The sequence below is a fragment of the Ensifer adhaerens genome (assembly GCF_013283195.1).
In the GTDB taxonomy this organism is placed as follows: domain Bacteria; phylum Pseudomonadota; class Alphaproteobacteria; order Rhizobiales; family Rhizobiaceae; genus Ensifer; species Ensifer adhaerens_G.
Genome location: NZ_JABEKT010000001.1, coordinates 1,045,461 through 1,057,371, shown reverse-complemented (window position 1 = coordinate 1,057,371; position 11,911 = coordinate 1,045,461). Strand labels below are relative to the sequence as shown.

Annotated in this window: 15 protein-coding genes; 6 read left to right on the top strand and 9 right to left on the bottom strand. The window is 61.3% G+C overall.

The annotated features are described in order from the left end of the window. Positions 1-14: 14 nt before the first annotated feature. From flgG to LPJGGPFB_RS04945, 8 genes are all read right to left on the bottom strand, one after another. The gene (gene flgG, locus LPJGGPFB_RS04980; RefSeq protein ID WP_115420949.1) at positions 15-803 is read right to left on the bottom strand and encodes a flagellar basal-body rod protein FlgG; all 789 of its coding nucleotides are present in this window, start codon (positions 801-803) and stop codon (positions 15-17) included. A 10-nt stretch (positions 804-813) separates the two neighbouring features. Continuing rightward, positions 814-1,155: a flagellar hook-basal body complex protein FliE gene (gene fliE / locus LPJGGPFB_RS04975; RefSeq protein ID WP_077504336.1), complete on the bottom strand. Its 342-nt coding sequence runs from the start codon at positions 1,153-1,155 to the stop codon at positions 814-816. Then, complete coding sequence (gene flgC, locus LPJGGPFB_RS04970; RefSeq protein WP_053250468.1) at positions 1,155-1,574, bottom strand: flagellar basal body rod protein FlgC; 420 nt, start codon at positions 1,572-1,574, stop codon at positions 1,155-1,157. Before flgC ends, fliE begins: the two co-directional genes overlap by 1 nt. 5 nt (positions 1,575-1,579) lie before the next feature. After that, on the bottom strand, positions 1,580-1,960 hold the full coding sequence (flgB, locus tag LPJGGPFB_RS04965; RefSeq protein ID WP_173418997.1) for a flagellar basal body rod protein FlgB: 381 nt from the start codon (positions 1,958-1,960) through the stop codon (positions 1,580-1,582). A 173-nt stretch (positions 1,961-2,133) separates the two neighbouring features. Next, positions 2,134-2,691 carry a flagellar protein gene (locus LPJGGPFB_RS04960; protein WP_173418996.1) on the bottom strand — a complete coding sequence of 186 codons (558 nt, stop codon included), beginning with the start codon at positions 2,689-2,691 and terminating at the stop codon, positions 2,134-2,136. Then, positions 2,691-4,091 (bottom strand): flagellar protein export ATPase FliI, encoded by a 1,401-nt coding sequence (gene fliI / locus LPJGGPFB_RS04955; protein WP_173418995.1) that lies wholly within the window; start codon positions 4,089-4,091, stop codon positions 2,691-2,693. Before fliI ends, LPJGGPFB_RS04960 begins: the two co-directional genes overlap by 1 nt. Positions 4,092-4,109: 18 nt before the next feature. Then, positions 4,110-4,835: a flagellar basal-body rod protein FlgF gene (gene flgF, locus LPJGGPFB_RS04950; protein ID WP_173418994.1), complete on the bottom strand. Its 726-nt coding sequence runs from the start codon at positions 4,833-4,835 to the stop codon at positions 4,110-4,112. Between the two features lie 2 nt (positions 4,836-4,837). Beyond that, positions 4,838-5,617, bottom strand: a complete 780-nt coding sequence (locus LPJGGPFB_RS04945) for a DUF1217 domain-containing protein (RefSeq protein ID WP_173418993.1) — start codon at positions 5,615-5,617, stop codon at positions 4,838-4,840. 184 nt (positions 5,618-5,801) lie between these two features. Here LPJGGPFB_RS04945 and motA point away from each other — a divergent pair, with 184 nt between their 5' ends. From motA to LPJGGPFB_RS04915, 6 genes are all read left to right on the top strand, one after another. Further along, the gene (gene motA / locus LPJGGPFB_RS04940) at positions 5,802-6,680 is read left to right on the top strand and encodes a flagellar motor stator protein MotA (protein ID WP_077504340.1); all 879 of its coding nucleotides are present in this window, start codon (positions 5,802-5,804) and stop codon (positions 6,678-6,680) included. A gap of 4 nt (positions 6,681-6,684) precedes the next feature. Next, on the top strand, positions 6,685-7,632 hold the full coding sequence (locus LPJGGPFB_RS04935) for a FliM/FliN family flagellar motor switch protein (protein ID WP_173418992.1): 948 nt from the start codon (positions 6,685-6,687) through the stop codon (positions 7,630-7,632). Between the two features lie 60 nt (positions 7,633-7,692). After that, positions 7,693-8,322 (top strand): flagellar motor switch protein FliN, encoded by a 630-nt coding sequence (fliN, locus tag LPJGGPFB_RS04930; RefSeq protein ID WP_173418991.1) that lies wholly within the window; start codon positions 7,693-7,695, stop codon positions 8,320-8,322. A gap of 29 nt (positions 8,323-8,351) precedes the next feature. Next, on the top strand, positions 8,352-9,383 hold the full coding sequence (gene fliG / locus LPJGGPFB_RS04925; RefSeq protein WP_173418990.1) for a flagellar motor switch protein FliG: 1,032 nt from the start codon (positions 8,352-8,354) through the stop codon (positions 9,381-9,383). 235 nt (positions 9,384-9,618) lie between these two features. Next, positions 9,619-10,698, top strand: a complete 1,080-nt coding sequence (gene flhB / locus LPJGGPFB_RS04920; RefSeq protein ID WP_173418989.1) for a flagellar biosynthesis protein FlhB — start codon at positions 9,619-9,621, stop codon at positions 10,696-10,698. 5 nt (positions 10,699-10,703) lie between these two features. After that, positions 10,704-11,144, top strand: a complete 441-nt coding sequence (locus LPJGGPFB_RS04915) for a hypothetical protein (RefSeq protein ID WP_173418988.1) — start codon at positions 10,704-10,706, stop codon at positions 11,142-11,144. 12 nt (positions 11,145-11,156) lie between these two features. Here the strand turns inward: LPJGGPFB_RS04915 and visR are convergent, their stop codons facing one another. Continuing rightward, positions 11,157-11,900, bottom strand: a complete 744-nt coding sequence (gene visR / locus LPJGGPFB_RS04910) for a transcriptional regulator VisR (RefSeq protein ID WP_173418987.1) — start codon at positions 11,898-11,900, stop codon at positions 11,157-11,159. Positions 11,901-11,911: the final 11 nt, after the last annotated feature.

The following is an 11,911-nucleotide window of genomic DNA, read 5'->3' as shown; positions in this document are numbered from 1 at the left end:
TGCCCCCTCTTCCGTTACCTGAGGTTCTTGCTCACCGTAGCCGCCATTTCGTCTGCGGCCTGGATGATCTTGGAGTTCATCTCATAGGCGCGCTGGGCCGAGATCAGATCGGTGATTTCCTTGACCGGATCGACGTTCGACGCTTCGAGATATTTCTGCTTGATCAGCGCGAAGCCCGGATCAGCCGGCGTGCCGACGATCGGCTCGCCAGAGGCAGGCGTCTGCTTGAAGAGGTTTTCGCCCTGCGGCTCGAGGCCCGCTTCATTGACGAAGTTGGCGACCGTCAGCTGGCCGATTTCCTGCATCGCCGGATCGTTGCCGACACGCACCATGACCTGACCGGAGCTGGTGAAGGCGATTTCGGTGGCGTCCTGCGGAACCGTTATTCCGGGCACGACGGTGTAGCCGTCGATGGTGACGAGCTGGCCCTGGGCATTCTTGTTGAAGGCGCCGGCACGGGTATAGACCGTTTCGCCATCGGGCGTTTCCACCTGGAACCAGCCGCGGCCTACGAGCGCGAGGTCGTAGTCGTTGCCGGTGCTGACTAGGCTGCCCTGGATATGCAGGTTGCGCACAGCGGCCGTCTGGACGCCAAGACCGATGATCGCGCCTTCCGGAACGATCGCCTGGTTGGAGCGGTTCGGCACGCCCTGGGCGCGTTCGGTTTGATAGAGCAGGTCGGAAAACTCTGCGCGGGCACGCTTGTAGCCGGTCGTGTTGATGTTCGCGATGTTGTTCGCGATCACTTCAAGGTTCAGCTGCTGGGCGTTCATGCCGGTTGCGGCAATGGAAAGGGCCTTCATGTCTCGTTCCTTAGATCTGCATGCGCGCGATTTCGAGGTAGGCGGTGACCACCTTGTCGCGGATCGCGATTGCGGTCTGAAGCGACTGTTCGGCGTTCATCACCGCATCGACGACTTCACGGGTGTTGGCCTGGCCGCGGATGCCGTCGAGCGAGGCGCCTTCGGCCTTCTTCATGGCACCGATGGCGTCGGTCGCCATGTCGCCGAGAACCGAAGCGAAGCTCTGGGATTGGGGGGCTGCGGGCGCTGCGGCAGCTGCGCCGAAAACCGACGACGAAGAGGACGTAAGGCGGGTACCCTCGGCCTCTTTCATGACCGAAAATGCGCCGACTGAATTAATTGCGTCGATCATTATTGTGATGCTCTCAACAGGTCGATTGTTTGGGAAACCAGGTCGCGCGACTGCTTGATCGTCTGCAGGTTGGCTTCATAGGCGCGATTGGCTTCGCGCATATCGGCCATTTCAACCAGGATGTTGACGTTCGGCATCTTGACCATGCCCTTCTCGTCGGCCGCCGGGTTGCCCGGATCGAATTCGATGGTGAAGTTCGAATCATCCGTGCCGAGCCGCTCGATTTCGACGAGCGACGCACCGCTGGCCCTGTCGACTTCGGCTGCAAAGCTGATGGTCTTGCGCCGGTACGGATCGGCGCCGGGCACGTCGCCCGAGGAGCGTGCATTGGCGATATTTTCGGAAACGATGCGCAGGCGGGTCGATTCTGCCTGCAGACCGGATGCCGAGACCTTCATGGCCGAAGTCAAAGGATCCATGGTTGTTACTTCCGTACCGTCATGAGCATCATACGGTGAAACGCCTTGACGAGCCCGGCACTGAGCTCGTAGTCGCGCTTGATCTCACCTGTCTTCATCATTTCCTGCTCGATCGCGACGCTGTTGCCGGATTGCTGGATCTGAACGCCGTCGAGCATGCCGACCTCGGCCACCTGAGAGGCTGCAAGGCTCTCGGTGAAGTGGGCCTTGTTGGTCGCAGCCATCTGAATGCCGGTGTTTTGCAACACGCTTTCGAACGGCTTGACGTCCTTGGCCTTGTAGTGCGGCGTATTCGCATTAGCGATGTTGCCGGCCACCACGTTCTGGCGGACGGTCAGCCACTGGGCCTGCCGGGACGCGAGTTCGAAAAGCTGAATCGGTTGCATCAAAAGCTCCATGCTTGGTGATGCGAACCTAGGTGGGTAATCTTGCGTGGGACTTGTCGTCAGAAACAAGCCTGCCTCGGAGGCCGGGCGCATTCGGATTGCGCACGACATTGTCCGTTGCGGATCGCGATGAACCCGCAACGGACAAGATATCCGGAAAATGCGATGGCTGGTCAGTCGGCCCGGTAGATGTCGCCGCTCGAGGTGATCATCACCCAGCGGCCATCGCGCTCTTCAAGCGTCGCCAGGCGGCTGTTGTCGGGCAGGATCGAGCCGATGCGCACGATATACATGCCGGTCGTGTCCTCGATCAGAGCGCGCCCGTTGGCGACGTGCATCAGCTTGAAGCCAGTTTTGCCCGGGAACGGCTGTTCTAGCCCTTCCTGCGGTGCCTTACCCTCGGCGGCAGGACCGCCGCCAAGACTTGGAACGGTTGCCGTCGTCAGGTGGTCGATTGCGGCGACGGTCTCGCCGTCCATGTCGGACATCGCCAACGGCGAGACGGACAGAACATTGCGTGCCGGCTTCTCCGGCAGATCGCGCGTCGACCCCTGCCACAACGGCGGCATCGTGAACTTGTCCTGGTTGAAGAAGGCATACCAGGGAAAGAAGGTCGCAAGTGCCGCCAGCATGATGCCGGTTGCCGCCAGCGCCTTGTCGATCATCGGCATGCCGCCTTCACGCTTGCGCTGATGGATCGTTTCGTCCGCGTCGTAATCCGTCACACCCATCACCTCGGCCTCATCCCTGCAGCACCCGGCTGATTGCCCATCGCAGCGGCTTTCAGCGCGCCGGCAAGATCGGAAAATGCATCCTGCGTCGGCGGCTCGCCCGCCGTTTGCGTCAGAACGTCGTAGATGACAGGAACCTGCTTGATCGCCATGTCGAGATCGGGATCGCCGCCGGGGCGGTAGCCGCCGATCAGGCGCAGGTCGCGCGTTTCCTCGAAGCGGTGGATCAACGACTTCAGCCGTGACACCAGCTTTTCCTGGTCCGGCGTCCAGGCCTTGCGCGCCAGACGGGAGATCGATGCCAGCGGATTGATCGGCGGATAACGCCCTTCTTCCGCCAGACTGCGTTCGAGCACGATGTGCCCGTCGAGAATGCCGCGCGTCGAGTCCGCGATGGGGTCGTTGTGGTTGTCGCCGTCCACCAGAATCGAGATGATCGCGGTGATGGTGCCTGCGCCCTCGGCGCCTGGGCCTGCGCGCTCGAGCAGGCGCGGCAATTCGGTAAAGACCGACGCGGGATAACCACGGGCGATCGGCGGCTCGCCAGATGCGGTCGCCACTTCGCGGATGGCGTGGGCAAAACGGGTGACACTGTCGACGATCAACAGCACGTTGTCGCCGTTGTCGCGATAATGCTCGGCAATGGTGACGGCCGTCAGCGGTGCCATCTTGCGCAGCATCGGGCTCTCGTCGCTGGTGGCGACAACTGCCACCGACTTGGAGAGATTGTCACCGAGCGTGTCTTCGATGAATTCGCGCACTTCGCGGCCGCGTTCGCCGACCAGCGCGATGACCACCTTGTCGAACGCATCGGCGCGCGCCAGCATCGACAGCAGCGTCGATTTTCCGACGCCGGAACCGGCAAAAATGCCGAGGCGCTGCCCAAGGCAGAGCGGCGAAAAGATGTCGATAGCCCGCACACCGGTACGGAAGCCCTGCTCGACGCGCTTGCGTGTCATCGATGGCGGTGCCGTGTTGGAAATCGAGCGGCGAACGTCACCCTGCAACAGCGGGCCGAGGCCGTCGATCGGCTCGGCAAGGGCATTGATCGCCCGGCCGCACCATTGGTCTGTCGGCGCGACACGGAAGGCGCCCTTGCGGATGACGGTATCGTGGATGCCGATGGGGTCGCCGGGCTCGATCGGGCAGACGACGACGCGCTCGGGCTCGACCCGCACGACTTCGCCGAGATGCGTACCGGTCGAACTCTTGTGCGCGACGAAATCGCCTAGCCGCACATGCCGCGACAGGCCGGTCACGGTGTAGTGGCCCGGCGAGATCGTCTGGACATGGCCGCCCGGCGCGATCGAATGTTCGGGTTTGGCGTAACGCTCGACCAGGCCGGCAAGGGCAGCCAGCGATGTCGATGCGGCGCTCGTCTTCAGGCCTTCGCGTTCCATGCCGTTTCCTGTCACGCCTTAGCGGCTGCCACCGAGCGTCTTGATCGCTTCACTGAGCGATCCTTCGCTGTCACGCATCAGCGCGGTGATGTTGTCGAAGGCGCGGGTGACCATGATCAGCTGCGACATTTCAGCGACGGCGTTGACGTTGGATTCCTCGAGGAAACCCTGCATGACGCCAACATCGAAGCGATCGACGACCGGTTCGGGCTGTACCGTCGGAAGCACGGCGCTGTTGTCGAGGCGAATGAAACCCTTGCTGAAGTCCGCCTGGTAGAGACCGAGCGATGCCACGGCGACACCGTTCTGGTGCAGGGCGCCATCAGCGCCGACGGTTACCTCACCGCCCGAGCCGTTGATCTGGATCGGCGCGCCGCCGGCGTCGAGAACCGGATAACCGCGAATGGTCACCAGTTCGCCGGTCTCCGTCAGGGTAAAGCGACCGTCGCGCGTCAACGCCGGACCGGAAGGCGTGTCAATCTGGAACCAGGCGTCGCCCTTGACGGCAAAGTCGAGCGCGGCCCCGGTGCGCGTCAGCGAACCATTGTTGGTATTGAGGAATTCCTCGCCCTTGCTGACGTAGGAAACCTTCGTCGGCTTGGTGTCGCCGAGCATCTGGTTGAACTTCACTTCCGTGCCGCGGAAACCGACAGTGCCGGAGTTTGCGATGTTGTCGGCAAGGGTGTTGAGGCGCTTTTCAAGCGCCATCTGCGACGAAATCGCGACGTAAAGACCGGTCTGCACGTTCAGCGTCCCCCGAGTTTCAGACTGTTGATGGACAGAAGCAGGTCGGAAGAGATGCCGTAGCCGCTCGACGCACCGAAAACCGCAAGCGGGTCATAACCGTCCGTTGAATTGTCGATTTCCCAGAGAGCCGTAAAGCGATCGAGAAAATCCGTCAGCTTGGCCGGATCCTGGAAGTCCTTGAGATCGATTGCGGCCTCGTAGGCGGCCGCCTGACGATCGACTTCGGTTCCGGCGAATTCGTTGGGGAGCTGCAGCGTCGTGCGCACCACCTGCGCCAGTGCCTCGTCGGCAATGATGGCATAGCCACTGTTAATCGACGGCGCCATCCGCGCGAAATAGAGCGCAAGGCGCACACCGGCGTTCTCTTCGCCGGCACTCTGCTCGAGCGTCTCGCGGGCGTATTTGTCGACGACACCCTTCTGGGCACGATCGAAGGACGTGGCGGCCTCGCCTTGGCGGGCGAAATTCAGCGATTCGACCAGCTGCTTGTAACGGCTGTCGGTCAGCTTGTTGGCGAACGCATCCTCGTTATCGACGCCTTCGGTCAGCACCTTGCGCATGAATGCCTTGGCGTAGCCCATGTCTTCCAGGCCGTGCGCCTTGATCGCGTAATTATACAGCCGCGTGTCGGCGAAGAACTGGTCGATGGTTTTGATGTCGCCGATCTTCGAGAGGTAATATTCGGTCTCGCGAGCGACATCAGGCTCTTTGGCGACACGCTCCAGCGACTTGCCCAAGTCGGCTGTGATCAGCTTGTAGCTCGTATAGGTCGTGGTCACGGTCGGATCGCCCTTAGCGGAATGAGACGGGCGCGACTGGACAGCCGGCCATAGCAAACCCTGCCTGGATTGGCTTGCGCGAACCTGTTCCATGCAATGATTCCCGCGACCTAGGCGGCCAGCCTCACACAAGGAAGAGACCTTATCCCGATAGACGAAAATGGGATCGTGACGGGTATCGAAAATGAACATCATCATCGGGCTTCTTGTGACTTTCGGCTGTATTCTCGGCGGCTACGTGGCCATGGGCGGCCATATGGAAGTCCTCAACCAGCCTTTCGAACTGCTGATTATCGGCGGCGCCGGTATCGGCGGCTTCATCATGGCCAACTCCATGAAGGTGGTGAAGGATACCGGCAAAGCTCTCGGCGAAGCCTTTCGCCACAAGGTTCCCAAGGAGCGGGAGTATCTCGATACGCTCGGCGTTCTCTACTCGCTGATGCGCGATCTCAGAACGAAGTCGCGCAACGAGATCGAAAGCCACATCGACAACCCCGAGGAATCGTCGATCTTCCAGTCGGCGCCAACCGTCCTTAAGAACAAGGAACTGACGGCCTTCATCTGCGACTACGTCCGGCTGATCATCATCGGCAATGCCCGCTCGCACGAGATCGAGGCGCTGATGGACGAAGAAATCCAGACCATCACCCACGACAAGATGAAGTCCTACCACGCACTGACGATCATGGGCGACGCCTTCCCGGCGATCGGCATCGTCGCGGCTGTTCTCGGCGTTATCAAAGCCATGGGCGCGATCAGCGAGGCGCCTGAGGTTCTCGGCGCCAAGATCGCCGCCGCACTCGTCGGCACCCTGCTCGGCGTGTTCCTCTCCTACTCGATCGTTGCGCCCATCGTCGCCAACATCAAATCGGTGCGTGAAAAGCAGAACCGCCTCTACATCATCGTCAAGCAGACGCTGCTTGCCTACATGAACGGCTCGGTTCCGCAGGTCGCGCTCGAATATGGCCGCAAAACGATTTCGGCCTATGAGCGTCCTTCGATCGATGCAGTCGAGCAGGAAATGATGAACCCCGGCGGCGGCAGCGAAAGCAAGGCGGCTTGATCCGATGATGTCAGGTACAACAACAAACGTTCACCCCTTCGACAGGAAACTGCTGGCACGCATGACCGGCGCGCTTGGCGACGACCGCGCGATCGGCCGGGTCGCACTCGATCTCGGCCACGTATTCGGCGAGTTCCTTCCCGACATCTGCAAGGCGGAAACCGGCCTCGACATCGCCATCGCCTATGCGGGCTTCCGCACCGGACTTCGCAACAATCTGATCGCCGAGCTCGGCAGCGGCGTGCTGATCGGCGACGTCTCCTTGCGCAACTGGTGCCCCGACTTTCAGATCAGCTGCGACAGCCCGATCATTATCACCCTGGTCGAGGCGCTGCTGGGGGCTGAGCCGACGGATATAGAAGAGCCGCAACCGCGCACGCTTTCCCCGATCGAAATCGACGTCGCCCAACCGATCCTGGAGAAGATTGCCGACGTGCTGCGCACCGCGGTCAACGCGCCGGGCGGCTTCGAGCCGATCGTTGCGCGCGCACAGAACAGCGCTGCGCGCGGCAAACCTGACCCGACGGTCGAGGACGTGCATGCGGCGGCAATCGACATGACGATCGGGTTCGGTCCTGTCCTGTCTACCTTCTCGATCATCGTGCCGCAAAGCGTGCTCCTGAAGACGCAGGTCGTGTTTCCAAAGGGCGCCGGACAGCACCGCAAGCAGAAGACCGAATGGACCGAGCAGATGGAGGAGCAGGTTCGTCGCTCCGCCGTCACGATCGAGGCGCGGATCCGGTTGGAGAGCCTGACGCTCGAGACGATCAGCCGTCTCCAGGCAGGTGACGTCATTCCCTTCCACGATGCCCAGGACGTTCGCGTCGACGTAAACGCCAACGGCCGCGACCTCTACGTCTGCGAGTTCGGCCGTTCGGGTGCGAAATATACCGTGCGGGTCAAGGATACCCACGGTTCCGAGCAGGACATCCTTCGCCACATCATGAGTTAATTCGGCTCGCCGTCGACAGGCAGTAGGCCTGAGGCAAGCTTCAACTGGAATAGTTCGCACATGGCACCCAAGAAAGCACCAATCAACGAACAGGCCGCAGTCGCTGTCGGAGACATGGAACTCGACCAGGCGATCGACGATCTGCGCGGTGTTCTCAAGAAGGACACGGACGCACCGGCTGGTTTCGGCGCGGAGTTCGGCAGCGAAGACACGTTCGGCGGAACCGCCGAATTCGGCGGCGATTTCGCGGCTCCTGCCGATGGCCTCGGCGCCTTTGGCGGCGACTTCGGCTCGGACACTTTCGGCAGCGACCTGTCGGCTGCCCCGGCCTCCACCGATTTCGGCGGCGGCAGCAGCTTCGGTGCAAGCGATTTCGGCGCGTCGACGTTCGATGCCGGTGAAGCTGTCACCGATACGCCGCCCGGCAGCGGCATGACCGCCAATCTCGACCTGATCATGGACATTCCGATCGATGTCCAGATCGTTCTCGGCACCAGCCGGATGCAGGTATCGGGCCTCATGAACCTGACCGAAGGTGCTACGATTTCGCTCGACCGGCGGATCGGCGAACCGGTCGAAATCATGGTCAACGGCCGCATTATCGGCCGTGGTGAAATTACCGTTCTCGAAGGCGACGACACCCGGTTCGGCGTCAAGCTCATCGAGATCAAGGGCAGCAAGAAGTCATAGAACCCAATTATTGGGCGAGGGATGAATCCATGATGGATTTCGAAAGTTTTGAGGCTCAGGCACTTTCCAGGCCTCTCAACCAGACGGATAAGGCAGCGGCCGTTCTGCTGGCGATGGGCAAGACCGTCGCCGGAAAGCTGCTGAAGTTCTTCACCCAGAGCGAACTGCAGGCGATCATCGCCTCGGCGCAGTCGCTGCGGGCCATCCCTCCCCACGAGCTGGAAGCGCTGGTCAACGAGTTCGAGGACCTCTTCACCGAGGGCGCGGGCCTTATGGACAACGCCAAGGCGATCGAGAGCATTCTCGAGGAAGGCCTGACGCCGGATGAAGTCGACGGCCTGCTCGGCCGCCGCGCCACCTTCCAGTCCTACGAAGCCAATATCTGGGACCGACTGCAGGAATGCGACCCGGTGGCAGTCGCGCTGCAACTGGCCAAGGAACATCCGCAGACCATCGCCTATGTGCTGTCGATGATGCCTTCGAGCTTCGGCGCAAAGGTTCTGCTGCAGCTCCCCGAAGAGCAGCGACCCGACATCCTGAAGCGTGCCGTCAACATGAAGGACGTCAGCCCCAAGGCGGCATCCATAATCGAGAACCGCGTCATGGAAATGATCGGCGAGATGGAAGCCGAGCGCAACTCCGCCGGCCCGACAAAGATCGCCGAGGTCATGAACGAACTCGACAAGCCGCAGGTCGACACCCTGCTTGCCTCGCTCGAAACGCTCAGCACGGAATCCGCCAAGAAGGTTCGCCCGAAGATCTTCCTCTTCGACGACGTTCTATACATGCCGCAGCGCAGCCGCGTTCAGCTCTTCAACGATGTCTCGACCGACATCATCACCATGGCGCTGCGTGGCTCGACCTCGGACCTGCGCGAATCGGTACTCGCCTCGATCGGCGCGCGTCAGCGCCGCATGATCGAATCCGATCTCGCCATGGGCGACGCCGGCATCAACCCGCGCGATATCGCCATTGCCCGCCGCTCGATCACGCAGGAGGCGATCCGTCTCGCCGCCAGCGGCCAGCTGGAGTTGAAGGACAAGGAAGCGCGGGCCGCCTGATCGACCCCGGCCGCCGGGGACGCTTCCAGAGGCAGGCACGATTGCCAATCACAGATCGATGACGCGGGTCCCCGGGGCCCGCGTTTTTGCGTTGGCGGGATCGGCGGGTCGCATTTCCTGTTGACCCCGCATGATTGCCCCGACGAGGCCCTTGTCTGGCCTGTTTTCCGGGTTCACTACAGGCAGCGCAAGATCAGCGCTGGCTTGTGGAACCGGTCGGGAGACTTCCTGTCGCATGTCGGACGATCAGGATAAGGACAGTAAAACAGAGTCCCCGTCGGAGAAGAAGATCTCCGACGCCGCCGACAAGGGTAATCTGCCCTTTTCCCGCGAGGCGACGACCTTCGCCTCGACGGTGGCGATCTATATCTTTTTCGTCTTCTTCCTCGCCGATGGCGCTGGCACGGTCGCCGAGGCGCTCAAGGACATTTTCGAACAGCCGGAGGCCTGGCGGCTGAACAACGCCACGGATGTCGTCGCGCTGATGACGCATCTCGCCTGGAAATCGACCGCACTGCTCATTCCCGCCTTCGTGCTGCTCATCCTCTTCGGTGTCGGCTCGTCGATCTTCCAGAACCTGCCTCGGCCGGTGCTCGATCGCATCCAGCCAAAGATGAACCGGATATCGCCGATGGCGGGCATGAAGCGCATCTTCGGCGTTCAGGGCCTAGTGGAATTCGGAAAGTCGCTGTTCAAGATCATCGTCGTGTCGATCTTCGTCGTGCTGGTTCTCTGGAACGACTATTTCGCCACGCTCGACCTGATGTTCTCCGATCCGGTGACGATCTTTGCGACGATGACGTCCGATCTCAACCAGGTGATGATCGTCATCATGCTGGCCACGGCCGTTCTGGCGATCGCCGACATCTTCTGGTCTCGCCATCATTGGTACACCGAACTGATGATGACCAAGCAGGAAGTGAAAGAGGAGATGAAGCAGGCGCAGGGCGACCCGATCGTCAAGTCGCGCCTGCGCTCGATGCAGCGCGATCGGGCGCGCAAGCGCATGATTTCATCCGTGCCGCGCGCGACGCTGGTGATCGCCAACCCGACTCACTATGCGGTCGCGCTGCGTTATGTCCGCGAAGAAAGCGACGCGCCGGTGGTCGTTGCGCTCGGCCAGGACCTGGTTGCCCTGAAAATCCGTGAAATTGCTGAGAAAAACGGCATCCCCGTCTTCGAGGATCCGCCGCTTGCACGCTCCATGTTTGCACAAGTCTCGGTCGATAGTGTGATTCCACCCGTGTTTTACAAGGCAGTCGCCGAACTCATTCACAGGGTGCACGCGCAATCGCAACCAAAACGGATGACGTAACGCCGATGAAAAAGTGCGAATTCTCCGAGAGACGGGAACAATTAGTAGCTGAAGCGATCCGCCCAGTGGCGACCGAATTGCGTCTCATCGACGCTGCGGACTTCATCGCTCTCCTGCGGTTCGAATCCTACGCCAGCCTTGCTGACCTCGTTGAATCGGCCGCCGAGCTGTATTTCCTGCCCGGGGCGGTCAATTTCGGTCTCGGCGGCAACTACAATCTCGACTGGGACAGCGAGCCGGAAATCGTGCTCGATCTTGAGCTCAAGCTTCGCGGCGTGACCATCTATGTGCGGCTGTCTCTCGGCAACGAAACGGCCGGCATCGAGATCAGCCATATCACGTTCCAGAATCCGTCGGCCGACCCGGACGAGAACACGGCCTTTCTTGCAAAGAGCCTCGCGGAAGCGAAGTTCATAACCTCGTATCAGCTGCCGCTGGCAAGCTGAACCGCTGTGTCGTCAGCTGATGTAGCCGAGGCGAATGGCCTTGGCGATCGCCTGGATCCGGTTGACCGAATCGAGCTTGGTCGTGGCGGCGCCGAGATAGGCATTCACGGTGTGGACGGAAAGACCCATCCGCTCGGCGATCTCCTCGCTGATATGGCCGTCGCCCGCCATCTGCAGGCAAGCGATCTCACGATCGCTGAGCGTTTCGGCCTGCACCATACGTTTCTCGTCGGCAGCCAGAAGGTCGGTCATGATCGTGCAGCTGCGGCCGTGCAGGTCGACGACCTGCTCTGTCGTCGCGTCGACATAGCTGCCGGCGAAGACGACGTATCCGTTGCCCTGCGCACCCAGGCGCACAGGAAAGGCGATACCGGAATAGGGAAGCTTGCGGCCTTTCAGACGGTGAGCGAAGTGCCCGAACTCGGACATCTCCGCCGCCTGGTGTTCGCCTGAGCCATTCCAAAGCACGGGCAGCAGCGACGTATCGAGATGGACCGTCAGTTCCTCGCCGTAGACGGTTATGAGATCGTGGGCATTCGCCTCCGAGGAAACACCCCAATTGTCGAGCACGCAGGTCATCTTGCGCACCGCGCCCATGCCCTTGCTATTGAGGCGCAGGACAGCGAAATGCTTGGCGTTGATCTGACGCTGCATAGCCTGCAACCGCGTGATCAGCGTCGCCGCGCGCGCCGCTCTGCCGCTGCGGCTGTGCCGCTGGTCGTCGTCGTTACGTCCATTGGCGAGGAAATGGGTCATCAGTCTCGCCT